The organism is Mycolicibacter hiberniae (assembly GCF_010729485.1).
In the GTDB taxonomy this organism is placed as follows: domain Bacteria; phylum Actinomycetota; class Actinomycetes; order Mycobacteriales; family Mycobacteriaceae; genus Mycobacterium; species Mycobacterium hiberniae.
Genome location: NZ_AP022609.1, coordinates 2951009 through 2974703 on the forward strand (window position 1 = coordinate 2951009; position 23695 = coordinate 2974703).

At 67.3% G+C, this 23695-nt stretch carries 24 protein-coding genes; 11 read left to right on the top strand and 13 right to left on the bottom strand.

Annotated elements, in window-relative coordinates; all coding sequences use genetic code 11:
* Positions 1–36: 36 nt before the first annotated feature.
* Both G6N14_RS13980 and G6N14_RS13985 read right to left on the bottom strand, forming a co-directional pair.
* Positions 37–930, bottom strand: a complete 894-nt coding sequence (locus G6N14_RS13980) for an enoyl-CoA hydratase/isomerase family protein (RefSeq protein ID WP_085137310.1) — start codon at positions 928–930, stop codon at positions 37–39.
* Entirely contained in the window at positions 927–1619 is a 693-nt protein-coding gene (locus tag G6N14_RS13985) for a hotdog family protein (protein WP_085137309.1), read from the bottom strand. Before G6N14_RS13985 ends, G6N14_RS13980 begins: the two co-directional genes overlap by 4 nt.
* 68 nt (positions 1620–1687) lie before the next feature.
* Here G6N14_RS13985 and G6N14_RS13990 point away from each other — a divergent pair, with 68 nt between their 5' ends.
* The 8 genes from G6N14_RS13990 to G6N14_RS14025 all read left to right on the top strand — a co-directional run bounded on the left by G6N14_RS13990 (position 1688) and on the right by G6N14_RS14025 (position 9957).
* On the top strand, positions 1688–2527 hold the full coding sequence (locus G6N14_RS13990; RefSeq protein ID WP_085137307.1) for an enoyl-CoA hydratase/isomerase family protein: 840 nt from the start codon (positions 1688–1690) through the stop codon (positions 2525–2527).
* An 18-nt stretch (positions 2528–2545) separates the two neighbouring features.
* On the top strand, positions 2546–3352 hold the full coding sequence (locus tag G6N14_RS13995; protein WP_085137306.1) for an enoyl-CoA hydratase/isomerase family protein: 807 nt from the start codon (positions 2546–2548) through the stop codon (positions 3350–3352).
* A complete protein-coding gene (locus G6N14_RS14000; RefSeq protein ID WP_179960839.1) occupies positions 3349–4137 on the top strand; it encodes an enoyl-CoA hydratase/isomerase family protein in 789 nt (262 codons plus the stop codon). Before G6N14_RS13995 ends, G6N14_RS14000 begins: the two co-directional genes overlap by 4 nt.
* Positions 4137–5603 carry a class I adenylate-forming enzyme family protein gene (locus G6N14_RS14005; RefSeq protein ID WP_085137302.1) on the top strand — a complete coding sequence of 489 codons (1467 nt, stop codon included), beginning with the start codon at positions 4137–4139 and terminating at the stop codon, positions 5601–5603. The genes G6N14_RS14000 and G6N14_RS14005 overlap by 1 nt, the downstream gene beginning before the upstream one ends.
* Positions 5593–7113 carry a class I adenylate-forming enzyme family protein gene (locus G6N14_RS14010; RefSeq protein ID WP_085137300.1) on the top strand — a complete coding sequence of 507 codons (1521 nt, stop codon included), beginning with the start codon at positions 5593–5595 and terminating at the stop codon, positions 7111–7113. Before G6N14_RS14005 ends, G6N14_RS14010 begins: the two co-directional genes overlap by 11 nt.
* The gene (locus G6N14_RS14015) at positions 7106–8674 is read left to right on the top strand and encodes a class I adenylate-forming enzyme family protein (protein WP_085137298.1); all 1569 of its coding nucleotides are present in this window, start codon (positions 7106–7108) and stop codon (positions 8672–8674) included. The genes G6N14_RS14010 and G6N14_RS14015 overlap by 8 nt, the downstream gene beginning before the upstream one ends.
* Entirely contained in the window at positions 8671–9492 is an 822-nt protein-coding gene (locus G6N14_RS14020) for a mycofactocin-coupled SDR family oxidoreductase (RefSeq protein WP_085137296.1), read from the top strand. Before G6N14_RS14015 ends, G6N14_RS14020 begins: the two co-directional genes overlap by 4 nt.
* Before the next feature lie 117 nt (positions 9493–9609).
* Positions 9610–9957 (top strand): hypothetical protein, encoded by a 348-nt coding sequence (locus G6N14_RS14025; protein WP_133054956.1) that lies wholly within the window; start codon positions 9610–9612, stop codon positions 9955–9957.
* 23 nt (positions 9958–9980) lie between these two features.
* Here G6N14_RS14025 and G6N14_RS14030 read toward each other — a convergent pair whose 3' ends face one another.
* The 10 genes from G6N14_RS14030 to G6N14_RS14070 form a co-directional block, all read right to left on the bottom strand.
* Positions 9981–10364: a hypothetical protein gene (locus G6N14_RS14030; RefSeq protein WP_085137294.1), complete on the bottom strand. Its 384-nt coding sequence runs from the start codon at positions 10362–10364 to the stop codon at positions 9981–9983.
* A 15-nt stretch (positions 10365–10379) separates the two neighbouring features.
* A complete protein-coding gene (locus G6N14_RS14035; protein WP_234809028.1) occupies positions 10380–11081 on the bottom strand; it encodes a hypothetical protein in 702 nt (233 codons plus the stop codon).
* Entirely contained in the window at positions 11078–11206 is a 129-nt protein-coding gene (locus G6N14_RS21230) for a hypothetical protein (protein ID WP_024441860.1), read from the bottom strand. The genes G6N14_RS14035 and G6N14_RS21230 overlap by 4 nt, the downstream gene beginning before the upstream one ends.
* A gap of 17 nt (positions 11207–11223) precedes the next feature.
* The gene (locus G6N14_RS14040) at positions 11224–12009 is read right to left on the bottom strand and encodes a CbbQ/NirQ/NorQ/GpvN family protein (RefSeq protein WP_085137291.1); all 786 of its coding nucleotides are present in this window, start codon (positions 12007–12009) and stop codon (positions 11224–11226) included.
* Between the two features lie 22 nt (positions 12010–12031).
* On the bottom strand, positions 12032–13540 hold the full coding sequence (locus G6N14_RS14045; protein WP_085137289.1) for a nitric oxide reductase activation protein NorD: 1509 nt from the start codon (positions 13538–13540) through the stop codon (positions 12032–12034).
* Between the two features lie 138 nt (positions 13541–13678).
* Complete coding sequence (locus G6N14_RS14050; RefSeq protein WP_085137434.1) at positions 13679–14395, bottom strand: hypothetical protein; 717 nt, start codon at positions 14393–14395, stop codon at positions 13679–13681.
* A gap of 42 nt (positions 14396–14437) precedes the next feature.
* On the bottom strand, positions 14438–15067 hold the full coding sequence (locus tag G6N14_RS14055; RefSeq protein ID WP_085137287.1) for a TetR family transcriptional regulator: 630 nt from the start codon (positions 15065–15067) through the stop codon (positions 14438–14440).
* A gap of 159 nt (positions 15068–15226) precedes the next feature.
* Entirely contained in the window at positions 15227–16696 is a 1470-nt protein-coding gene (locus G6N14_RS14060; RefSeq protein ID WP_109559923.1) for a FadD3 family acyl-CoA ligase, read from the bottom strand.
* A 1-nt stretch (position 16697) separates the two neighbouring features.
* Positions 16698–17888 carry an amidohydrolase family protein gene (locus tag G6N14_RS14065; protein WP_085137283.1) on the bottom strand — a complete coding sequence of 397 codons (1191 nt, stop codon included), beginning with the start codon at positions 17886–17888 and terminating at the stop codon, positions 16698–16700.
* A 35-nt stretch (positions 17889–17923) separates the two neighbouring features.
* Positions 17924–19540: an AMP-binding protein gene (locus G6N14_RS14070; RefSeq protein WP_085137281.1), complete on the bottom strand. Its 1617-nt coding sequence runs from the start codon at positions 19538–19540 to the stop codon at positions 17924–17926.
* Positions 19541–19597: 57 nt separating this feature from the next.
* Between G6N14_RS14070 and G6N14_RS14075 the strand changes: the two genes are divergently transcribed.
* Positions 19598–20341 (top strand): enoyl-CoA hydratase/isomerase family protein, encoded by a 744-nt coding sequence (locus tag G6N14_RS14075; protein ID WP_085137279.1) that lies wholly within the window; start codon positions 19598–19600, stop codon positions 20339–20341.
* Here G6N14_RS14075 and G6N14_RS14080 read toward each other — a convergent pair.
* Complete coding sequence (locus G6N14_RS14080) at positions 20338–20991, bottom strand: TetR family transcriptional regulator (protein WP_085137277.1); 654 nt, start codon at positions 20989–20991, stop codon at positions 20338–20340. The genes G6N14_RS14075 and G6N14_RS14080 overlap by 4 nt on opposite strands.
* A 139-nt stretch (positions 20992–21130) precedes the next feature.
* Here G6N14_RS14080 and G6N14_RS14085 point away from each other — a divergent pair, with 139 nt between their 5' ends.
* Together G6N14_RS14085 and G6N14_RS14090 are read left to right on the top strand one after the other, a co-directional pair.
* Positions 21131–22429: a cytochrome P450 gene (locus G6N14_RS14085; protein ID WP_085137432.1), complete on the top strand. Its 1299-nt coding sequence runs from the start codon at positions 21131–21133 to the stop codon at positions 22427–22429.
* A 34-nt stretch (positions 22430–22463) separates the two neighbouring features.
* The gene (locus G6N14_RS14090; RefSeq protein WP_085137275.1) at positions 22464–23666 is read left to right on the top strand and encodes a cytochrome P450; all 1203 of its coding nucleotides are present in this window, start codon (positions 22464–22466) and stop codon (positions 23664–23666) included.
* Positions 23667–23695: the final 29 nt, after the last annotated feature.

A 23695-nucleotide genomic window follows, 5' to 3' on the forward strand; every position in this document is an offset into this window, starting at 1 on the left:
TTTGTAAAGCAAACGACTGGCTCCGGGGAACCGGCGTCACGGCTCGGGCACATGGAAGTGCTCGTCACGCAACCGGAATGCCTCTTTGGTGCCGTATTGCGCCCGGGTTTTGACGAAGTTGAACTCCCCCGGCGCAAACTGCAAGTTCGTTCCGAAGGCGTGAAACAGATAGCTCGCCACCTCTTCGCCCTGATAGGCCTGACTCTGCTCGACGAGGCGAAACGCCTCTTTGGCGATGACGATCCCGTCGGCCGGCATCTTGGCCACCTTGCACGCCCAGTACCGGGCCCGTGCGGTCACGGCCTCGGGCGCGCAGGTCTCGGTGAAGACTCCCAGGTGTTCGACCGCGCCAGCATCGATGATGTCGCCGGTCAGCAGCAGTCGCCGGGCCAGCACCGGGCCGAGGCGGTGGAAGAACATGTGCAGGCTGCCCAGAGCCGGCCCCAGGAACCGCGTTGCGGGCATGCCGATCCTGGTATCGCGCGCGATCACCGAGATATCGGCCATCAGCGCCATCTCGAAACCGCCGCCGAGGGCATAGCCGCTGATCTCGCCCACCGTGACCTTCGGAAAGCCCATCAGGTTGTGATAGAAGCCGAACGACTTGCGGTCCACGGCGAGCCGGCGGCGCTGACTCGGCCTCCCCTTGGCCGCCGCTGCGGAGGGCGAGGGCGACCCGCCCTCGCCGTACCAGCCGTAGGCGTTGTTCATGTCGGCCCCGGCGCTGAACACCCCGTCCGCGCCACGCAGCAGCACCACCACCAGGTCGTCGTCGCCAGCGACCCGGTCCAGGCAGCGGTCCACCGCGTCGCGCATCGCGGCGTCGTAGGAATTGCGTCGGCCGGGGTTGTTCAGCGTGATGGTGGCGATTCGCCCCTGCGGATCGACGTCGAAGAGCACCCGCTCGTCGGTGGTCTCGACAGCACTCATCGGTGGGACTCCTCACCCGGCTGCCGCCGGCCGAATCGAATGGCACTCAGTTTCTCCGGCGCCGCAGCCGCCGTGGTGACCTCGCCGGTGCACAGCAGCTCGCCCCGATGACTCAGACGCGCCGTGGAGGCGATGCCGCGTTCGACCTCGCGTCGCGCGATGTCGAAGTTCAACTCGGTGAGAATGGGCGTGGGACGCCGGTAGGTGACCAGCAATGAGCGGGTGCGCCCCGCCGCGCCCACCGCACAGCTCTGATGCTGGGTCACGCAGTCAAAGAAGACGCCGAGAAATCCACCGTGCACCAGTCCCGGGGGCCCCTCGTAGGGAAGCGGGAATGTGACTGTACCCGAGGCGGTCTCGGCATCCAGGTGGTCGAACCGGTACTCCGGGAAACAGGGGTTGTAGGACCCGACGTCGAAGGCGTGCTCCAAGTAGACCCGGCCTTGGTCGCCGTCAACGGCCTCCAGCCGGGGGATCGCCTCCATCGGGGCCGACGGAGCCAGTTGCCGCTCCCAGTCGGCGACACGGGCCAGCATGTCATCGACGGCCGGGTGCGGGCGCTCCAGCGCGAGCAGCAGTCCGGTCAGGCGGCGCAGGGCACCGGCCGCCGCAACGGTCTGGGCCAGCGGCAACTCGCCGAAACGGGCGGCATCACCAGCCGAAACCACGTTGCCCGGACGCTGCGCCATAGACCCTTCTCCGTCGGACCGCACAAATCGTATAGCCTACTGTAGCTATCACGATATAGCGTTGAAAGGTGGATACCACCGTGGCCGATTCCGGCGATTCCAGGTCCGGCTCCGCCCCTGACGGTGCGGTGACGGTCCTGCGCGACGGCGCGCTGCTCCGCTTGACGCTGCAGCGCCCGGCCCGCCGGAATTCCCTGAGCTGGCCGATGACCGACGCGCTGGTCAAGACCCTCACCGAGGCGGCGAGCGACGACACGCTGCGCGCCATCCACATCCGCGGCGCCGGGGACGACTTCTGCGCGGGCGCGGACTGGGTCACCACGAATGCCGGCGACCGGCGGCCACGCACCGGCGACCTGGTACGCCGGGTCCCACACGCCGGGCACCGGGTGATCGAACTGGTGCAGACCATCCAACTGCCGGTCGTGTGCAGCGTCCGGGGGTGGGCGGTGGGCTTGGGCTGCAACCTCGCCCTGGCCGCCGACTTCACCGTGGCCGCCGACGACGCCGTGTTCTGGGAACCGTTCCTGGCGCGTGGTTTCAGCCCGGACTCGGGAGCCACCTGGCTGCTGCCCCGCCTGGTGGGCCTGGCCCGGGCCAGACGGATGCTGCTGCTGGGCGAACAGATCACCGGCGGTTCCGCACAGGACTGGGGACTGATCCATCAGGCCGTGGCTCCGGCCGACGTGGACACCGCCACCGAAGAGCTGCTGGCGACCCTGACGTGCGGTCCCACCGTAGCGATCGGCCTGACCAAACAGGCACTGCACCACGGGCTGCACACGACACTGCCGCAAGCTATGACCCAGGAGTTGTTCAACCTCGAACTCAGCTGCCGCACCAGTGATTTCAAAGAAGGACTGGCCGCATTCGCGCAGCGCCGGCCCCCGGACTTCACCGGCCGCTGAGAGACAAGGATCCAGCCCATGCCGACCTTCGACACCATTGCCTACGACGTACGCGGGCACACCGCCACCATCACGCTGAACCGCCCGGAGGCGCTCAACGCCCTGAGCCCGCACATGATCACCGAACTTCGAACCGCCTACGACCGGGCCGAGAACGACGACACGGTATGGACGATCATCGTCACCGGCAATGGTCGGGCGTTTTGTACCGGGGCCGACGTCAAAGCGATCCCCGGCGACGGCAAAGTGATCAATGAACGGCCCTATCTGTCGACCTACGAACAATGGGAGGCTCCGCAGGAGGGCACTCCGCCGTTCCGGACGATGGCCAAGCCGGTGCTGGCGGCGATCAACGGGCTCTGTTGCGGCGCGGGACTGGACTGGGTGACCACCTGCGACATCGTGATCGCCTCGGACCGCGCGACGTTCTTCGATCCGCATGTTTCGATCGGCCTGGTCGCCGGGCGCGAAGTGGTGCGACTGGCCCGGGTGTTGCCCCGTTCCGTCGCATTGCGAATGGCCATGATGGGCAAGCACGAACGCATGGATGCGCAGCGCGCCTACGAGCTCGGCATGATCAGCGAGGTGGTCGCGCACGACGGATTGCTGGCGCGCGCCCACGAGATCGCCGACACCGTCAACTCCAACGCACCCCTTGCGGTACGCGGGACGCGGCTGGCGATCCTCAAAGGTTTGGACCTGCCGCTGCACGAGGCGGAAATGCTCGCCGAGTCGTTCCGAGAACGCAACCTACACACCGCGGATTCGCTCGAGGGTCCGCGGGCCTTCGTCGAGAAGCGGGCCCCGGAGTGGCAGTGCCGATGAGTCCTGCGTTCACCACGATCCTGCTCGACTTCGACCGCGGCGACCGCGTCGCCACCATCACGTTGAATCGCCCGGAGCGGCTGAACGCATTCGACCGCACCATGTGCGAGGAATTGGCGGCCGCATGGCGCATCGTCAAACTCGACGCGGGCGTCAACGCCGTTGTGCTGCGCGCCGCCGGCGACCGGGCGTTCAGCGCCGGCCTGGACATCAAAGAGCCCTACGGCCAGCCCGACAATGTCTGGAACCACGAGGATCCCGGCGAAGCGCTCAGTCCCAAGTGGCAGAAGATGTTCAAACCCGTCATCTGCGCCGTGCAGGGAATGTGCACCGCGGGCGCGTTCTACTTCATCAACGAGGCCGACGTGGTGATCTGTTCGGAGGAGGCCACCTTCTTCGACTCCCACGTCTCGGCGGGGCTGGTCTGCGCACTTGAGCCGATCGGACTGATGCGCAAGATCGGATTGGGCGAAGCACTGCGAATCGCTTTGATGGGCAACGACGAACGGGTCGGGGCGCAGACCGCCTTACGCCTCGGCCTGGTGTCGGAGGTCGTGGCCCGCGACCAGCTCTGGGAGCGCGCACACCAGATCGCCGCGACGATCGCGGCCAAGCCGCCGTCGGCCACCCAGGGCACGGTCAAGGCCATCTGGGAGTCGCTGGACAAGCCGTACCGGGCCGCCTTGGACCAGGGCCTGATCTACACCCGGCTGGGCAACCCCCTGGGCAAGGCCGAACTCGACGCGCTGCCCCCGCGCCCCGCCACACCGCCACGGTTGCGCTGATGACCCATCCGCTGAACCGGCGCATCGCCGACGTGCTCGAGCTGGACCCCGATGCGGCGGCGCTGCAGTACGAAAACGATTGGCACTCCTGGTCCGCACTGGCGACCCAGGCATGGCGCATCGCCGGCACGGTTGAGCCCGGCGCTCGGGTGGGGATACTGCTGCGCAACCGTCCCCCCCAGGTGGCCGCCCTGCTCGGAGTGCTGCTGGCCGGCGGGTGCGTGGTGGTGATCAATCCCGCTCGCGGCGATGACCGCACCCGCGCCGAGATAGCCGCGCTGGACCTGCCGGTGATCATCGGTTCCCCAGACGACCTGGCGGCGCTGGTCCCCGCGACGTCGCGCACCACCAGGGTGGCGATCTCCGATCTGGCCGTCGAGCCGAAGATCCAAGCCGCCGAAGCCCACCTCGGTCCCGGACGGCCCGGGGTGGCGGTGTCGATGCTGACCAGCGGAACCACCGGGCCGCCCAAACGCGTCGACCTGCGCTACGACATGCTGGCGCACAGCGTCATCGGACCCGACTATGCCGTCGCCCCGGCCCCGGAGCAGCTGCGCCGCGGTATCGCGATCGTCAACGCACCGTTGGTGCACATCGGAGGCGTGTACCGGGTGCTGCAGTGCATCGCCGAGGCGCGGCCCTTTGTACTGCTGGAGCGATTCGAGCTGCGACGCTGGGCCCAAGCGGTGCGTCAGTGCCGGCCGCGTGCCGTGTCGCTGGTACCGGCCGCTTTGCGCACGGTCCTGCACTCCGACCTGGGCCGCGAGGATCTGGAGAGCATCCGCGCCGTCACCTCGGGTACCGCCCCGCTGTCCGCCGACGACGCCGATGCCTTCACCGCCAAGTTCGGGATACCCGTTCTGACGTCCTATGCGGCAACCGAATTCGGTGGCGGGGTGGCCAGCTGGACACTGGAGGACCATCGGCGGTTCTGGCAGCGCAAACGCGGCAGCGTCGGGCGCGCGAGCCTCGGCGCACAGCTGCGCGTCGTCGACCAGGACGGCACCCCGCTCGGGGCGGACCAGCCGGGCCTGCTGGAGGCCAAACCGGGACAACTGGGCCCCGAAGCGGACTGGATCCGCACCACCGACTTGGCGCGCATCGATGCCGACGGTTTCCTGTGGATTCTGGGCCGGGCGGATCAGGCCATCATCCGGGGCGGGTTCAAAGTGCTGCCCGACGACGTGCGGGTGGCCCTGGAGGCCCACCCGGCCGTCCACAGTGCCGCGGTGGTGGCCCGGGCCGACGCACGGCTCGGCCAGACGCCGGTGGCCGCTGTCGAACTGCGCGACGGTGCCCACACCGACCCCGAGACCCTGACGGCGTTCCTGCGCGAGCGGTTGGCCCGCTATGAGATTCCCACCGAGATCGCGATCGTCGATGCCCTTCCGCGCACGTCTTCGGGCAAGGCCGATCTGGGTGCCGTGCGAGAGCTGATCACGACGCGGAGCAGACATGCTCGCTGAAACCCTGCCGGCGCTGCTGCGCGCTCAGGCACGCGCACGCGGCGCCCACCCCCTGCTGATCTGCGACAGCGACCGGATCAGCTACGCCGACGCCGAACAACGCTCGGCCGCGCTGGCCCGTCGGCTCCTGGCGCTGGGCGCCGGCCCGGGCAGCCACATCGGGCTGTTGTACCCGAACGGCACGGCATTCGTCATCGGGCTGCTCGCCGCGGGCCGGATCGGCGCCGTGGTGGTACCGTTCGCCACCCTGGCGGCGACGGCGGAACTGCGGGTGCAGTTGGTGCACAGCGACGTGAGCATGCTGCTGGCCGCGCCCTCCTACCGATCGCACGACTACCGGGCCCAGCTGACCGAGATCCTCGCCGACGTGGATCTCGACGGCGGCGCTGCACTGCTGAGCAGCAATGTGCCGCAACTGCGTCATGTGCTCTTCGACGCCGAACACTCCAGCGCTGCCGGCGACCAGGACGCCGCGACGTCCCTGCGAGCCCTGGAGGACGCTGTTGCCGGCGCTGACCAGCTGGCGATCGTCTACACCTCCGGTTCGACCGGCGCGCCCAAGGGCGCGGTGCACACGCACGCCGGTCTGATCGGCCATCAACGCGACCTCAATGCGATCCGGCGGCTGACCGCCGAGGACACCCTGTTCTGCAACTCACCGTTCTTCTGGATCGGCGGGTTCGCGTTCGCGCTGCTGGCAACCATGATCGCCGGGGCGACGCTGCTGTGCTCCAACGCCACCGACCCCGGCCTCACTCTGGACCTGTTGGAGGCCGAGAAGCCCACGATGGCCAACGGTTTCCTCAGCGGTATCGCCGCGCTGGCACAACACCCGAGCCTTCCCTCCCGTGACCTGTCCAGCCTGCGGCGCGGGAATCTGTACCCGTTGATGCCGCCGGACGCACGGCCCTGCGACCCCGAACTGCGGCACGGCATGCTCGGGATGACCGAGTCCGGGGGCCCGATACTGGTCAGCGGCGACGACTCCGTTCAGCCCGAGCACCGGCGGGGTAGCTTCGGTAAACCGGCCCCCGGATTCGAATGCCGGGTGCACGACGGGGAGCTGTGGGTACGCGGCCGCTACATGATGCAGCGTTACCACAAGCGCAGCAGGGAAGAGTGTTTCGATGCCGATGGGTGGTTCCACACCGGCGATCTGGTCCGCACCGACGCGGACGGCTTCTATTACTACCTCGGCCGGCGCGACCGGATGATCAAGACCGCGGGCGCCAGCGTCTTCCCGGCGGAGGTGGAACGAGCCATTGCCAAGGTGACCGGCGGATCGGTCGCGCACGTCTTCGGCGTCCCCGACCCCGACCGGGGCCACCTGGTCGCGGCGGTGATCGTCGCCGACGATGTCGACCAGGCACACCTACGCGCCCGGCTTGCCGCCGAGCTCGCCAGCTTCAAGATTCCGCGCCGGATCACCGCAGTCCCGGCCGCCCGGATCCCGCTGCGGCCCGGCGGGAAGGTCGACCTGCGCCGGCTGGCGGAGTTCCTCGATGACTGATCCCGCCCCGGTCGCGCTGACCGTCGATGCGGTGGTGCGTGCGCGTGCCGCCGCCGACCCGAACAAGCCGATGGTGATCGACCCGGCTCAGCGCCTCAGCTACGGCGATCTGGACGCATCGACGCGGGAGCTTGCCGCGGTCTTCGTCCAGGGCGGAGTCGGCAAGGGCACACGGGTGGGGCTGCTCATGCCCAACGGCGTCGACTGGGTCCGCATCGCGATTGCGCTGACCCGGATCGGGGCGGTGCTGGTGCCGCTGAGCACCTTGCTGCCGCCGCCCGAACTCGCGGCTCAGTTGCGAGTCGCCGGCGTGTCGGTCCTGATCAGCGTCGAGGAGTTTCGCGGCCGCCGCTATCTCGACGACCTGCGCACCCCCTCGGCCGAGCTGCCGGCCTTGCAGCAGGTTTGGTCGACCGGTTGGGTGGCCCGCGCCACCGCGGCGTCCGCTGCCCGCCGAATCGTCGACGCCATGACCGCGACCGTGACTCCTGCCGACCTGCTGCTGATCGTCTTCACCTCCGGCAGCAGCGGCCCCCCGAAAGGAGTGGTGCATTCGCACGGCAGTGCGCTGGGCGCCGTCGAATCCGGATTGGCTGCCCGCTGCATCACCGCGAACACGCGGCTGTACCTGCCGATGCCGTTCTTCTGGGTGGGCGGATTGGGCGGCGGAGTGCTGTCGGCACTGATGGCCGGGGCCACCCTGGTCACCGAGGAGCGCCCGACACCCGAGTCCACCTGCAGGTTGCTGGAAGCCGAACGAGTGACGCTGTTCCGGGGCTGGCCGGATCAGGCCGCCGCGTTGGCAAGCCATGCGGGCGACACCGACCTTTCCGCCTTACAACCGGGCAGTCTGGACGCGCTGCTGCCACCGCAATTGCGCGCCGAGCCCGGGGCCCGGGCCAATCTCTTCGGTATGACGGAGTCTTTCGGGCCGTACTGCGGCTACGCCGCAGACACCGACTTGCCGCGCTCGGCCTGGGGAAGCTGCGGTAAGCCGTTCGCCGGCATGGACGTTCGCATCGTCGACAGCGCGACCGGCGCTCCGGTGGCCGCCGAGACGATCGGCATGATCCAACTGCGCGGGCCGCACACGCTGCGCGGCCTCTGCGGACGCTCCCGGGAACAGACCTTCACCGCCGACGGCTACTACCCCACCGGGGATCTCGGCCGCCTCGATCAGGACGGATTCCTGTACTACCACGGACGATCCGATGACATGTTCAAGGTCAGCGGCGCCACGGTCTATCCCAGCGAAGTCGAGAAGGCACTGCGGAGCATCACCGGTGTGCGCGACGCGGTGGTCGTCAACCTCGCCGACCGAGCGGGAAACCGGGTGGCGGCGGTGATCGCCGGTGCCGGGCTGAGCGTCGAGATGCTGCGTGATCGCGCCCGGGATGTGTTGAGCCCGTTCAAGGTGCCGACGGTATGGCTGGTGGTGCCGGGCACCGACGCCATACCCCGTGGTCCGACGGGCAAGGTCGACAAACGCCGAATACAGGACATGCTGACGACGCGCGACCGCGCTGTCGCGGGCGCAGAGCAACGGAGGGAACGCATATGACAGGCCGGCTGACCGACAAGGTGGCATTCATCACCGGCGCAGCGCGGGGACAGGGCCGCGCCCACGCCGTGCGGATGGCAAGCGAGGGAGCCGACATCATCGCCGTCGACATCGCCGGCAAGCTGCCCGACTGCGTGCCGTACAACCCGGCGAGCCCCGAAGACCTGGCCGAAACGGTCCGGCTGGTGCAGGCCGCCGGCCGGCGCATGGTGTCCGCGGTCGTCGACACCCGCGACTTCGACGGCCTGCGCGAGGCGGTAGCCGACGGGGTGGCGAGCCTGGGGCGCCTGGACATCGTCGTCGCCAATGCCGGTGTCGCAGCGCCGCAGGCCTGGGATGCCATCTCTCCGGGGAATTTTCGCGACGTCATGGAGATCAACGTGACCGGTACCTGGAACACCGTGATGGCAGGTGCCCCGCACATCATCGCCGGCAAGCGTGGCGGCTCGATCATCTTGATCAGTTCCGCCGCGGGCATCAAGATGCAGCCGTTCATGGTCCACTACACCGCAAGCAAGCACGCGGTCACCGGCATGGCCCGTGCGTTCGCCGCCGAACTGGGCAAGCACGCGATCCGGGTCAACAGCGTGCACCCGGGTCCGGTGAACACCGACATGGGCACCGGCGACATGATCAGCGCGCTGGGCCAGGCGATGGAGAGCAATCCACAACTCTCGCAGATGCTCACCCCGTTTCTGCCCACCTGGATAGCCGAGCCCGACGACATCGCCGGCACGGTGTGCTGGCTGGCCAGTGCCGACTCCCATCTGGTGACCGCGGCCGCGATTCCGGTGGATCAGGGCTGCACACAGTACTGAACGCCGGGCAGGCGGACCGTATCCTGGTGATCCGCACGTGGATCCGATGGCGCAGGACTAGGGTGAGCTGCTGACAGGTCAGCCGCGCCCCGACGACAAACAGAGATGAGGACGGCAATGAGTCCACTGCTCCGGTATCGCGCCACACTGCCGGTATTCGCCCTTGCTGTGACATCAGTCGCGCTGATCGGTCTGGCTTCACCCGCCGTCAGCCGGGCCGTGCCGCTGGATGGCTGCGGCTACGGCATGTACTTCAACACCGAGACAAACCAGTGCGAGCCCGGGGGCGTGGACCCGCATCCGTTCATCGGGCCCGTCGGACCGGCCGGCGTCGGTGTCGGCGGCCCCGTCGGACCCGGTGGCGTCGTCGGCCCCGTCGGCGTCGGTCCGGCCGGCCCCGGGCCTATCGGACCCGGCCCGGCGGGACCCGGCCCTGGCGGACCGGGCGGACCTGGCCGGCACTAGCTATCTCCTGGCGGCCTTGGCGGCTAGTCCTGCTGGGCAATCCGCTCGTTATGGATGCGCACCAGTTCCCGGAAACGCAGCCGGTGGTAGTGGGGTACGGGCTGGATGCCCCATTCGTCTTGCGCACTGGCTTTGCCGGCGGCCCCTTCGGGTGGCCCGAGCGGCGGGTAGGGATACTTGCACTCCAGGGTGTCGTCGGAGAAGCGGGTCTTGAGCAGTTCGCTGCAGATCTCTGTGAGGCTCAGCGTCGGATAGCCGTAGTAGACCGCCATGAACGGCAGGGTGAAGGCGCCCTCGATCACCAGCGCCACCAAACACACCAGGGTGGCCCGCTTGATCCAGGTGTGCATCCGGGCGTAGTAGGGGGTGGTGCCCGGCGGCAGCGCTTCGGTAGCAGGTGTTGTCATCGTTGGGCTCCTTGATCAGTCGGAGAAGATCTCCCGGTTGACGGTGTGCAGGTAGGGGATGGCCAAAAACGGTGTGATGTAGAAGATGTCGTAGAGCCACCAGCCGATCACCGGGAACACCACGCCGGCGTAGCGCACATCGGCATACATGGTCATGTTGAACACGTAGAGAATCCAGATGAGTACGCCCATCCAGCAGGTGACGATCATCCATTGGTGACCCCAGCGCTTCATCTGCAGGAATCCGATCGCCGCCGCGCAGCGCATCGCAAAAACGGTGAGGATCATGCCGAAGACCATGGACTTCTCGCCGGGCCCGGCTGAGCCCCCGATCCACAACTCGTTGTAGTGCCAGAAGTAGCCGGCGTCGAACATCCCGCCCCAGCCGATCATCAGGACCCGGTTGATCAGGGTGTGGTTGGCGACCAGGTCCAGCGCCCACCCGAGACTGTTGAGGGCACCGTCGATCAACACCAGATAGCCGATCAGGGTGACGATCATGGGCCGTACTGCCAAACCCGCCTGCAGCGATTGCCGCTGCAGCCAGACCCCGCGCAGGAAGACCGGCAGACCGATGATGCCCGGCACCCACATGCCCATCAGCGCCGCGCCGGCGATCATCCAGCGGTCCGCCCGGCGTTGGGCGGTGCGCGATAGCGTCTCGTGCTCCTCGATCCCGGCGAAGTCCGCCGTGGAGCCCTGCACGGTTGGCCTCACAGCTGCCACCAACCCCGGGCGAACGACATGTAGAGCTGAATGCCGAACATGATCGCCAGATAGCCGTAGATGAAGATCTGAAAGACGATGAGGGCTCTTTTGCGATTGCGTTCCTGCTGATCCATTTCTGCGACTTCCTTTCCTAGGGGCGCTCGCTGATCACGCCGGCTGCCACTTCACGTAGGCCGTCATGGATTGCGCCATCGGTGGTCAGTGGCGCGAGGATGCATGCTTGAGCGGCTTCGAACTCGCCCGCACCGGCGGCCACCAGTTCCGCGGCATTGACCAGCGTGCGGGTGGAGGGCGGTTCGAAATGAAACGCCTGATCGGCGGTGCGCAGCGCCGTGGCGCATTGCACCAGACGGGCGGCGATCTGCGGCTCGACGCCGGTTTCGGCGACGATCACCGCGGCTTCGCGCTCCGGTGGCAGATAGTCCATGGGCAGCGTGGCGAACCGCTGACGGAAGGACGGCTTGAGCTCCTTGAGCGAGCTCCGGTACGCCGGGTTGTAGGAGCAGACCAGCATGAAGGTGTCCGGGGCGTTGACAGTTTCGGCGGCACGATCCAAGAACAAGGTGCGCCGATGATCGGTCAGCGAGTGCAGTACGGCCAGCGAGTCGTGCCGCGCCTCGACGACTTCGTCGAGATAGCAGATCGCACCGGTCTTCACCGCCGTGGTCAGCGGCCCGTCGGTCCACACCACATCGCCACCGGCCACCATGAACCGGCCCACCAGATCCGAGCTGGTCAGATCATCGTGGCAGCTGATGGTGATCACCGGGCGCCCCAGCAGTTGGCCCATGTGCTCGACGAGGCGGGTCTTGCCGCAGCCGGTGGGACCGGTGAGCATCACCGGGATGCGGCGCAGGTACGCCTTCTCGAACAACTGCACTTCATTGCCGTTGGCGAAGTAGACATCGCTGCTCATTGCGATCCTTGCACGTCGTCGGTCATGCTGCGGTCAGTTCGCGGTGCACGTGGGCCAGTACTCGCGGTAGCTCCGCGGCCCGCCGAATCCGTTGGGAGCGGCGCGGTCCGAACACCTCGGGAAGCGGGTCGACCCGTACGGGACCGACGCCGACGTAGTACACGCACACCCCTGCTTGATCGGCTTCGGCGACGGCATGGGCCACATCGGCCCACGCATATCGGCCTTCATAGCCCTCATCGGACATCAGGCCGTCGCCGATCATCAGAAGTAGCCGCCGCTGCCCGGGTTGTGTCAGCAGCCGGCTGGTCAGATGGCGCAGCGGCGCACCCAGGCGGGTATAACCACCGGCGATCAGGCCCAGCCCGCTCGGCGCTACGAACCTGCGGTCGCCGAAGTCCTTGAGGCAATGCACCTCTACGCGGTGGCGCGTGTTGCCGGTGAAGGCAAAGATGCCATGGCGCTGCCGTGCACCGGTCATCGCTGCCGAGAGTGCATCAGCGCAGGCGAGCTCCAGTCCGAACAACCGACCCCCGTGCGCCCCCAGCGACGAGCTCGCGTCCAGCAGCACCGCGGTGGTCACGTCCCGGCTCGCCGGCAGCAATTCCCGGAAGATCCGCGGCTCTTCGGCTTGCCCGGCCAAGACGTCGAGGCGGTGGCTGACATAGGCGTCGACGTCAAGATCGCATCCGTCGACAAGGCGATTGGTCATGGCCCGAACCGTGGGTTGTTCGAACCACTTACGCAGGTCGACCGCGGCTGCCGAGGGTTGGCCGGCCGATGTTCGGCGGCTGAGTTCGATGACGGCGACGTGGTCGGGCAGCAGGCTGCCGGTGTGGGTGTTCCACTCCGGGTACGGGATGCCCGGCCGCCGGTCGCGGCCGATGAAACGATCGTCCTCTTCGGGCCGGCTGGGCGGCGGCAACGCGGTGTTGCGAACTCCCCCGTCCCCGCCGACCGGAATCGAATAGGGCCGGGGGCGCCGCTTCTGGTTGCTGGACCACGGCATTCGGCCGGCCCGGCGCACCGATGAGCTCAAGCTCTGCGGTGTCGTCCACGCGGACGGCAGGGCCCCTATCAAGGGGTGGGCGGTCAGTGGTCGCCGGCTACGCGCCAGCTCGACAGCGCGGTCGAACATCTCGGCGGCCGGCATGTCGGCATCGCCGGGATCGAGATCCGGCAGCACCCGCTGCAGCTCGCCCATCAGACCCGGCCACCGCCCGGCGATCCAGTCCACGGCGACCTGCGCCTCGATGAGGGTCAGTGCCCGACGCTCGCGTGGCGAGAGGTCCCCCAGCTGATACTGCGCGATGCGCTCCTTGGACGGCGAGCACTGCAGCGCCACCCCGCAGCTCACCGTCCGCCTGGTCCAGCCGGGCTCGCCTGGGTGGGGCACATAGACAGTGGACAGGTTCGGGTTCAGGCCGAAGCTTCGCTGCGCGCCGGTCAGCAACCGCGCTCCGTCGCGGCGCCCGCCGCTGAGCGCGACGGCCGTCAGCGCGCAGCTGCTCTCCAGCGCCATCGGGTGCATGTCTGACGTGGTTCAGAAGGTCCCGATGCTGGAGAACATCCAGTACCAGAACGCGATGATCAAACAGGTCCCGCCCCATGCGGCGACGTAGCGGAGAATCTCCCAGAGCCAGGTCATCGTCGTCTCCTTGGTGTCTTGTCAGTCGGCGAAGATCTCGCGGTTGACGGTGTGCAGGTAGGGGATCGCCAAAAACGGTGTGATGTAGAAGATGTCGTAGAGCCACCAGCCGATCACCGGGAACACCACGCCGGCGTAGCGCACATCGGCATACATGGTCATGTTCAACACGTAGCCGACCCAGATCAGCACACCCATCCAGCAGGTCACCACCATCCACTGGTGACCCCAACGCTTCATCTGCAGGAACCCGATTGCCGCCGCGATGCGCATGGTGAAGACGGTGAAGATCAGGCCGACCTCCCAGCCCTTCTCGCCCGGGCCGGCCGCCCCGCCGATCCACAGCTCGTTGTAGTGCCAGAAATAGCCGGCGTCGAACATCGCACCCCAGCCGTTGAGCAGCACCCGGGCCAGCAGGGTGTGGTTGGCCACCGTGTCCAGGGCCCACCCCACGGCGTTGATCGCGGCATCGATGATGACCAGGTAGCCCAGCAACGTCACGAGCATCGGCCGCACGGTCAGCCCGTCGCGTTGAGCCTTGCGCTGCAACCAGATTCCGCGCAGGAACAGCGGCAGGCCGAAGACACCGGCCGCCGCGGTACCGATCAGCATGCCGCCGCTGATCAACCAGCGGTCGGCACGCCGCTGGGCCGCATGGGACAGCTCCAGGTGCTCGTCCAGCCCGAGCCCGTCGTGGTGTTGCTGCGATGCGGTTCGCACGGGGCCACCCCTCGCCATGTTGGACAACGCCTACGACGGTAGGGCCGTCACTGACTTAAGTCAATGACTTTCGGGCGGCCTCCGCACACCGAGCCCTCGGAGCGTTCTGGTCAGGTAATCGGCGACCAACTCCGGACGCGAGGGCCAGTCATGCGTGGTGATGAGCAGTGCATACAGACCCAGCAGGTAAAACACCGCGCTGTTCATCGCGACGACGTCGCCGTCGACCTCGCCGCGCTGCCTTGCCCGTTCGATGCATTCGGCGATCAGAACGATCAACGGATGATGCTCGCCGTTTTCGGCGGATGGGCGGGTCGGCGAGAAGTGCAGTGCCAGAAACTCGGTGAACAGCGGGTCGCCCAGCCGGCTCTCCAGGTCGATGACCAGGCGGGCAGATTCGGCCAAAATGCCCGAGAGGTCCTGGGGCGCAGACAGGAACTTCTCGAACTGCTTGGCGATTCGCTCTTCCTCTCGGCGTTCGAGCTCCAGCAGCACATGCTCTTTGGTCGGGAAGTGGAAGAAGAACGTGCCGTGCGCGACGCCGGCGGCAGCCACAATCGCGCCGACGTCGGCCTGGGCCATCCCGGTTCGCTTGAATTCGGCGGTCGCCGCGCCGAGCAGCCGCTCCCGGGTCTGCAGGCGCCGGACCTCGCGCGCCGTCATCTTCTCCGGCTTGTCCGCCACGGCCATGCCCTGCCCCTCCGCCCGCCGACTCTGCAGGCCTCGCAGTGATGACAGTATCGCCTCACCAGGAGCGGGCGCATTCGATGACTTAAGTCAGCGGCTCCGAATCGTGCAGGGTCCCCGCGATCAGCCCCCGGATGTTGTTTCGGCACCGGCCACGACGTATCACGCCCCGGCCGCGGCGGACCTCGCCTGCAACTGCTGCTTGTCCACCTTGCCGGTGGCGTTCAGCGGCAGCGCATCCACGAAGCGCACCGAGCGCGGCACCTTGAATCCGGCCATCCGCTCGCGACTCCAGGCGATCACATCCGCCTCATCGATCTGCGCACCCGCCGCCTTGACCACGAACGCCTTGCCCACTTGGCCGAGTCGCTCGTCGGGCACCCCGATCACCGCGGCGTGCGCGATCTCCGGATGCTCCAGCAGGAAGCCCTCGATCTCTGCCGGGTAGGCGTTGAAGCCACCGACGATGAACATGTCCTTCTTACGGCCGACGATGCGCAACCGCCCGGCGTCATCGAGCGTGCCGATGTCGCCGGTGTGCAACCAGCCCGCTGCGTCGATAGCCTCGGCGGTCGCGGCGGGGTCGTCGAGGTAGCCGACCATCACGTTGTAGCCGCGCACCAGGACCTCTCCGGTTTCCGCGTCGCCGGCGATGCGGACCTCGATGTCGGCGCAGGCCTGGCCTGCCGTGGTCGCGATGTCCTCGAACGAGTCGCCGGGTCGCGACGCCGTCACCGTGCCGGCTTCGGTGAGCCCGTAACCGGTCATGATGGACCGGAACGGCAGTTCGCTGCGGATCCGGCGGATCAGGTCCACCGGGATGTCCGCGGCCCCGGTGACGGCGGCACGCAGCGACGACAGGTCTCGATTCCCACCCGCCTCCAGCAGCGACTGATACAGCGTCGGCGGACCGGGCAGCATGGTGATGCGTTCGGACTCAACGAGTTCCAGCACGGTCTCGGCGTCGAAGACCCGCACCGGCACCATGGTGGCTCCGCGGATGCACGCGGCGATGCAGCCCGCCTTGTAGCCGAAAGTGTGAAAGTAGGGATTGACCATCAGATACCGGTCGCCCTGCCGCAGATCGGCCAGATCGCACCATTCGGCATACAGGCGCAGGTTCTGCCGGTGGGTCATCATCACGCCCTTGGGCCGGCCCGTCGTGCCGGAGGTGAAGATGATGTCGGCGACATCGCTGCCGTCGACCGTGCGGTGCAGCGGTGATCCGTTGCTCAGGAAGTCCGAGTTCAGGTCGATCACCGGAACTCCGGTCGGTGCGCTGAAATCCACGCCGAGGAAGCCCTGCTCTGCCAGGACGAGCTTCGCGCCGCTGCGGCCGATGATGTCGTCGGCCTCGGCCTGCTTGAACCGGGTGCTGACCGGAACCAGCACCCCGCCCGCGGTGAGCAGCCCGAACGCCGCGATGATCCACGCCGCCGAATTCGGCGCCCAGACCGCCACCCGATCACCCTTGGCGACGCCCGCCTCCGCGAATGCGCCTGCCGCGCAACGGACGCGGTCGGCCAACTCGGCGAAACTCAGATGTGTCGAGCCGTCGACGATCGCCTCAGCGTCTCCAAAGCGATCGCCGACACTGAGGACCATCTCGGGAATGGTCTGCCAGCGCGGCACCCTAGACGGTGACGAGCCGGCCGAGGTTTCCGCCCATGATCTTGGCCTGGTCCTCAAGAGGCAGATGCGACAGCGCGGTGATGTAGTGGGTCGGCTCCGCCAGGCCCTCCGGGTGCGGCCAGTCAGAACCGTAGAGCACCTGGTCCACGCCCACCAGGTTGATCAGGTCGTCGATGCCCTCCTCATAGAACGGGCTGACGTAGATCCGGTTCTTGATCTCCTCCATCGGGTTGCCGAGGAACGCCTCGGGCGCCTTCCGGTAGACCTCGGCCATGGAGTCCAACAGCGGGAACATCCACTTGGAGCCGGCTTCCACAATGCCGACCTTGAGCTTCGGGTGCCGGAACAGCGCACCGTGGATCACCCAGGAAGCGACCGCGTCCTGGATCGGACGCCACTCGTTGAGGATGCCCATGGCGTTGGTCTGGAACGGCAGCATCTCTTCGACGGCGCCGTCCCATTCGGAGGTGTACCGGGAGTAGCCGCTGTCCGACGAGTGCATCCCGATGAAGACGTCGTATTCGACGCACTTCTCCCAGAAGGGGTCGAACTCGGGCAACGCGAACGAACGCGGGCCGCGGAAGCCGGGCACCGGAGCCGGCCGGATCAGGATGGCCCGGGCGCCGCGCTTGACCACCCACTCCAGCTCTTCGATGGCTTTCTCGACGATCGGAAGGGTGATGACCGGAGTGGTGAAGATGCGGTTCTGGTAGTTGAAGCCCCAGACCTCGTCCAGCCACTGATTCAGCGCGTGCACGATGACGTGGATGGCGACCGGGTCGTCGCGCAGCCGTTCCTCGATGAGACTGGCCAGCGTCGGAAACATCAGCGAGCGGTCGATGCCCAGCTCGTCCATCAGCTTCAGCCGGGGGGCGGGCTCGAAGAACGCCGGGATGGACTTCATCGGCTCGCCGAACAGCTCACGCTTGCTCTTGCCGTCGGGGTTGCCGTACTTGAAGTACTCCTCCCACGCACCCGGCTTGGCCACCACCGAGAACGTCGGGTTGGGAATGTAATTACTGATCTGGCCGCGGATGGCGATCTTGGTGCGCCCATTGATCTCGACGTACTGAACGATGTCCTTGTATTCCTTGGGCAGGTACTTGGTCAGCGCTTCCGGCGGCTCGTAAAGGTGATTGTCCGCATCAAACAAGGGGAACGGTACGTCGACGCGATGTGACAGTTGACCCATGAAATGCTCCTTTTCAGCTTACGAGAATCATATTCTCATAGCGGTGTCGTTGCAACACGCTCGGCCAGCTGCTTGCGCACCAGGTACTTCTGCACCTTGCCGCTCGCGGTGCGAGGGAAGTCCTCGACCTCATGCAGATCCTCCGGCCACTTCTGCCGCGCCACCCCCATGCGCTCGAAGTGCTCCCGGACGTTCGCCATGGTCGGCAAGGCGTGCCCCGGCTTGACCCGCAGGACCGCGACCGCGCGCTCCCCCAGTCGCACATCCGGTACCGCCACCACGATCGCCTCGGCCACAGCCGGCATGGCCAGCAGGACATCTTCGACCTCGACCGCACTGATGTTCTCGCCACCGCGGATGATCACGTCGGCCTTGCGGTCGGTGATGGTCAGATACCCGTCGGCGTCGAACACGCCGATGTCGCCGGTGTGATACCAGCCCTCGGCGTCGAACGCCGCCTCGGTCAGGGCATCGTCGGTGTAGCCCAGACACAGGTCCGGGCCGCGGCTCAAGATCTCGCCATCGGCAGCCAGCCGCACCTCGACGCCGGGACGGGCATCCCCGTCGGTGAACAGCCGTTTGTCCTCCGCCGCATTGGGGCGCGAACCGGTGATCGACGGGTGCTCGGTGCTGCCGTAGGAGCGGAACACGAAGATGCCCAGATCGGCCAGCCGGCGGGTGACCGCACCGGGCACCGTCGACCCGCCCAGGCCGACGTGGCGGATATGGCGCAGATGCGCGTCGGTGAAATCCGGATGGTCGAGCAGGCTGGTGACGAAGTACGGCGGACCGCCGCCGATCGAAACCCCTTGCTCGGACATCAGCGCCAGCACCTTGGCCGGGTCCCAGACATCGGCAAGATCGATCGGCGCGCCGTCGAGCACCGGGATCAAAAACGCGCCGACCATGCCGATGAAGTGTCCGACCGGGGTGGCGGTCAGCTGCCGCCCACGGTCTGCGGGGTAGTTGGCCAGCAACTGGCGCGTCTCGCAGCACAGCGTCTGGTGACTGTGGATGACCCCCTTGGGGTCACGGGTGGTCCCCGAGGTGAACGCGATCAGGGCCGGCCCCGCCGGGTCGGTGTCGAGCGTGCCCGCCATCGGCTCGTCGGCGAGCAGATCCTCGAAGTCGACGACGCTCGCGTCTCTCCCGCCCACCACGCTCGCATCGTTCCCGCCCACCACGCTCGCGTCTCTCCCGCCCACCACCCCGACAATCGGGACGTCGGCGCACAGCTCGGGACGGAAGCACATCCGCCCGAACCGCTCGGCGGTGATGAACACCCGCGGGCGGCTGGCGGCCAGGATGTAGCTCAGCTCCCGGGGGCCGTAGAAGTGCACGACGGGCACCACCACCGCGCCCAGGAACGCCGCCGCCCAGAACGCCGCGGCGGCCTCCATCCAGTTGGGCAGCTGTAGCGCCACCACATCGCCCGGACCGACGCCGCGGGCCAGCAGCCCCGCCGCCAACCGACGGGCGACGAGCTCCACATCGCCGAAACTCCCCCGCCATGGCCGCACCGCCGAATGCACCTCGAACCCGGTGTCCGGGTTGCCCGCCAGCCCCGCGGAGAGCAGGTCACCAAGGGTTTCGCGGGTCCACCACCCCTGCTCTTCGTAGCGCTGAACCAGCTCGGCGGGAATCTTTCGCATAGCGCCCGTGATGATATTCTCCATTTTTGAGAATGCCAATATCTTGAGCGGAGAGCCATGGGTCACGACTGTCCGGATGACCTGGACGTGCAGCTGGAGGACGGCCTGGCCGTCATCACCATCGACCGGCCACAGGCCCGCAACGCGATCGCGCCCCAGACCATGGAGCAGCTCGACCGGGCGCTGGACAAAGTCGCCGGGGCGCAGGCACTGGTGATCACCGGCGGTGGCGATCGCGCCTTCGTCTCCGGCGGTGACCTCAAACAGCTCGCCGCTCTGCGCACCGAGGCCGAAGCCGCGGCCATGGCGTGGCGGATGCGCACCCTGTGCGATCGGATCGCGGCGTTTCCGGCGCCGGTGATCGCCGCACTGAACGGCCACGCGCTGGGCGGCGGCGCCGAAGTCGCGGTCGCCGCAGACATCCGTATCGCGGCCGCGGACATCAAGATCGCGTTCAATCAGGTGTCATTGGCGATCATGCCGGCCTGGGGCGGCGCCGAGCGACTGGGCGCGCTGGTCGGACGCAGTCAGGCATTGCTGCTGGCCGGAACCGGAACCGTGCTCGAGGCCGCGGCCGCCGAACGGATCGGCCTGATCAACCGGGTGGTACCCCGCGACTCCTTCGACGCCGAATGGCGCGCCCTGGCCCGGTCATTGGCGAACCCCTCGGCCGGTGAGATCAAGCGGGTGCTCGGCGGGGCGTCGGCGGACGAGGCGGTGGGCGCCTTCGCCCGGCTGTGGGTAGCCGATGAGCACTGGGAAGCCGCAGATCGTCTCCAACAGGGCAGAAAACAGCGCTAATGGCCGATGCGACCCGAGGCCGGCCCGCCGCCGAAGGGCTGCGTCTCTGGCGGCGGATCACCCTCGAGCCGGGTCAGCCAACGCTCGACGAACTCGACGGTCTCGGCATGACCGAGGGTCATACCCAATGCCTCGTGCTCGATGATCAGCATCCGCGAGGCGCTGGTCATCAGCACCATCAGCACCGTCGGCGGGAACTCCACGTCATCGATGCCGTACCGCTCCAGCAGTCCGGCGACGGCCGCGACCTGTTCGGCGCGCAGCCGTTCGGCATACGAGGCGATCTCGCTCCGCAGGGCCGCACGCTCGTTGGCGACAGTGATGAACTGCATGGTCAGCGCCGTCCACGCCGGATCGGTGTTGAATCGCCACAGCGCCCACAGCGGCTGCGGCGACGCCAACGCCGCCGCCTGCTCAGCCAACCCCTGATCGCCGCGCCGGCGGAACATCTCCAGGAACAGATCGTCCATCGTGCGGAAGTAATAGTGCACGAGCTGGTGCTTGAGCCCGGCCCGCTCGGCGACGCGACGCGAGCTGACGGCGCCGGCACCGGCGGTCAGCAGAAGCTCTTCGGCGGCGTCGAGCAACAGGGTTCGGTTTTTCGCGTCCGGGGCCCCAATTCTGCGCTGTCCCTTACCCGATTCGGACATCCCGTTCGCTCCGCATCATCGTCGGCACCGTTACACCCACGGCGGCCATCGTAGTGCCGCCGCAACCCTTGACCCCCAACTCCGCCCATGCTAAGCAGGTGCACAGCAGCTGTCAGCCCGTTCTGCAGAGAGGTCCATGTTGACTGACTTCGCCACGATCGATTTCTTCACCGATCAGTCTCTGGTGCCCGATCCCCACCCGTACTTCGATTACCTGCGGGCCCAGAATCCGGTCACCCCACTGGGGGTGTACGACGTGGTCGCGGTGACCGGTCACGAAGAGGCCAACGAGATCTATCGCGACTCCGACACCTATTCCAACCTGGTCGCGGTCGGCGGGCCGTTCCCGCCCCTGCCGTTCACCCCCGAGGGCGACGACATCAGCGAGCAGATCGAGGCGCATCGCCATCTGATGCCGATGACCGAGCACATGGTCACCATGGACCCGCCGATGCACACCAAAGCCCGGTCGCTGCTGAGCCGGCTGCTCACGCCCAAGCGGCTCAAGGAGAACCAGGACTTCATGTGGCAGCTGGCCGACCGCCAGCTCAACTACTTCATCGACAGCGGCACCTGCGAATTCCTCACCTCCTATGCCCGGCCGTTCGCCCTGCTGGTGGTCGCCGACCTGCTCGGCGTGCCCGACGAGGACCGGCCGGCGTTCCAGCAGGTGCTCGGCGCACCGCAGCCCGGTGCCCGCATCGGATCGCTGGACCACGAAGAACTGGCCCACGACCCCCTGGCCTGGCTGGACGACAAGTTCAGCCGCTACCTGCGCGACCGGCGGGAGAGCCCGCGCGGCGACGTGCTGACCGACCTGGCCACCGCCACCTACGAGGACGGCTCGATTCCCGAGATCGCCGACGTGGTCAAGAGCGCCACATTCCTGTTCGGCGCCGGCCAGGAGACCACCACCAAGCTGCTCAGTGCCGCACTGCGGTTCATGGCCGAGGACCCGTCGCTGGTCGAGCAGCTGCGCAGTGACCGCAGCAAGATCCCGAACTTCCTCGAGGAGACCCTGCGCCTGGAGAGCCCGGTCAAGACCGACCCCCGGCTGGTGCGCAAGACCACCACCCTGGGTGGCGTCGAACTCAAAGCCGGCACCGTGGTGGTGATGTTCCCCGGCGCGGTCAACCGCGACCCGCGCAAGTTCGAGAACCCGCACGAACTGCGCATCGACCGGCCCAATGTGCGCGAGCACCTGGCATTCGCCCGGGGCAGCCACACCTGTCCGGGCTCACCGTTGGCACGTGCCGAGAGCCGCATCTCGCTGGAGCGAATCCTGGACCGCATGACCGACATCCGGCTCGATGAGGCCCAGCACGGCCCGGCCGGAGATCGCCGGTTCACCTTCGAACCGACTTTCATCCTGCGTGGCCTGACCGAACTGCACCTGGAATTCACCCCGGTAGCCGCACCTGTCAGCGCCGGCCTGTGAACCGCTGCCCTGCCGAGACGAGGGACGCATAGCCATGACGGTGACCACCACTGAGGACGTCCGCTACGACCCCTATGACGTCGACCTCAACAATGACCCGTATCCGATGTTTCGCCGGCTTCGCGAAGAGGCGCCGCTTTACTACAACGCCGAGCACGACTTCTACGCGCTGACCCGGTTCGACGACGTCAACAAGGCGCTCGTCGATCACCAGACCTTCAGCTCGGCGCGCGGCGCGATTCTCGAGCTGATCAAGGCCAACACCCCCATCCCCCCGGGTCTGATCCTCTTCGAGGATCCGCCGGTACACGACATCCATCGCAAACTGCTGGCCCGGATGTTCACGCCGCGCAAGATCGCCGAACTCGAGTCCAAGATCCGCGAATACTGCGCCCGGTGTCTTGATCCGCTGATCGGAACCGGAAGCCTGGACTTCGTCGCCGACCTGGGCGCGCAGATGCCCATGCGGGTCATCGGCATGCTGGTGGGCATCCCCGAGGCGGACCAGGAGATCATTCGGGACCGCTCGAACGACAACATGCGCACCGAGGCCGGAAAGCCGATGAGCATCGCCTCGGACGGGTTCGACGACGGCTCGATCTTCGCCGACTACCTCGACTGGCGTGTGAAGCATCCGTCCGACGACATCATGACGGAGTTGCTCAATGTCGAGTTCACCGACGAATCCGGCACCACCCGGCGGCTCTCGCGTGACGAGTTGCTGATGTACGTGATGCTGGTGGCCGGGGCCGGAAACGAGACCACCACCCGGCTGATCGGCTGGACCGGCAAGGTGCTGGCCGAGCATCCCGATCAGCGCCGCGACCTGGTACAGAACCCGGCGCTGATCCCGCAGGCCATCGAAGAACTGCTGCGCTTCGAAGCGCCGGCGCCGCACGTCGCCCGCTACGTCACCCGCGATGTGCAGTACTACGGCCAGACCGTGCCGGAAGGCGCCGTGATGATGATGCTGATCGGGGCGGCCAACCGCGACCATCGCCGCTTCGCCCCCGACGGCGATGTCTTCGACATCCACCGCGAAGCCCGCCAGCACCTGACGTTCAGCGTGGGCGCGCATTACTGCCTGGGTGCCGCACTGGCGCGGCTGGAAGGGCGTATCGCGCTGGAGGAGGTGCTCAAGCGCTTTCCCGAGTGGGACGTCGACCTCACCAAGGCCGCACTGTCACCGACGTCCACGGTCCGCGGCTGGGAGTCCATGCCGGCACAAATCAGATGAATCCACTTCTACAAGTTACGAATTGAGGT

What these genes read in the sequence shown, in the direction of transcription:
- G6N14_RS13980 (WP_085137310.1), bottom strand. Translation starts at nt 930, where the DNA reads ATGAGTGCTGTCGAGACCACCGACGAGCGGGTGCTCTTCGACGTCGAT.
- G6N14_RS13985 (WP_085137309.1), bottom strand. Translation starts at nt 1,619, where the DNA reads ATGGCGCAGCGTCCGGGCAACGTGGTTTCGGCTGGTGATGCCGCCCGT.
- G6N14_RS13995 (WP_085137306.1), top strand. Translation starts at nt 2,546, where the DNA reads ATGCCGACCTTCGACACCATTGCCTACGACGTACGCGGGCACACCGCC.
- G6N14_RS14000 (WP_179960839.1), top strand. Translation starts at nt 3,349, where the DNA reads ATGAGTCCTGCGTTCACCACGATCCTGCTCGACTTCGACCGCGGCGAC.
- G6N14_RS14005 (WP_085137302.1), top strand. Translation starts at nt 4,137, where the DNA reads ATGACCCATCCGCTGAACCGGCGCATCGCCGACGTGCTCGAGCTGGAC.
- G6N14_RS14010 (WP_085137300.1), top strand. Translation starts at nt 5,593, where the DNA reads ATGCTCGCTGAAACCCTGCCGGCGCTGCTGCGCGCTCAGGCACGCGCA.
- G6N14_RS14015 (WP_085137298.1), top strand. Translation starts at nt 7,106, where the DNA reads ATGACTGATCCCGCCCCGGTCGCGCTGACCGTCGATGCGGTGGTGCGT.
- G6N14_RS14020 (WP_085137296.1), top strand. Translation starts at nt 8,671, where the DNA reads ATGACAGGCCGGCTGACCGACAAGGTGGCATTCATCACCGGCGCAGCG.
- G6N14_RS14025 (WP_133054956.1), top strand. Translation starts at nt 9,610, where the DNA reads ATGAGTCCACTGCTCCGGTATCGCGCCACACTGCCGGTATTCGCCCTT.
- G6N14_RS14030 (WP_085137294.1), bottom strand. Translation starts at nt 10,364, where the DNA reads ATGACAACACCTGCTACCGAAGCGCTGCCGCCGGGCACCACCCCCTAC.
- G6N14_RS21230 (WP_024441860.1), bottom strand. Translation starts at nt 11,206, where the DNA reads ATGGATCAGCAGGAACGCAATCGCAAAAGAGCCCTCATCGTCTTTCAG.
- G6N14_RS14040 (WP_085137291.1), bottom strand. Translation starts at nt 12,009, where the DNA reads ATGAGCAGCGATGTCTACTTCGCCAACGGCAATGAAGTGCAGTTGTTC.
- G6N14_RS14045 (WP_085137289.1), bottom strand. Translation starts at nt 13,540, where the DNA reads ATGCACCCGATGGCGCTGGAGAGCAGCTGCGCGCTGACGGCCGTCGCG.
- G6N14_RS14050 (WP_085137434.1), bottom strand. Translation starts at nt 14,395, where the DNA reads ATGGCGAGGGGTGGCCCCGTGCGAACCGCATCGCAGCAACACCACGAC.
- G6N14_RS14055 (WP_085137287.1), bottom strand. Translation starts at nt 15,067, where the DNA reads ATGGCCGTGGCGGACAAGCCGGAGAAGATGACGGCGCGCGAGGTCCGG.
- G6N14_RS14065 (WP_085137283.1), bottom strand. Translation starts at nt 17,888, where the DNA reads ATGGGTCAACTGTCACATCGCGTCGACGTACCGTTCCCCTTGTTTGAT.
- G6N14_RS14070 (WP_085137281.1), bottom strand. Translation starts at nt 19,540, where the DNA reads ATGCGAAAGATTCCCGCCGAGCTGGTTCAGCGCTACGAAGAGCAGGGG.
- G6N14_RS14075 (WP_085137279.1), top strand. Translation starts at nt 19,598, where the DNA reads ATGGGTCACGACTGTCCGGATGACCTGGACGTGCAGCTGGAGGACGGC.
- G6N14_RS14080 (WP_085137277.1), bottom strand. Translation starts at nt 20,991, where the DNA reads ATGTCCGAATCGGGTAAGGGACAGCGCAGAATTGGGGCCCCGGACGCG.
- G6N14_RS14090 (WP_085137275.1), top strand. Translation starts at nt 22,464, where the DNA reads ATGACGGTGACCACCACTGAGGACGTCCGCTACGACCCCTATGACGTC.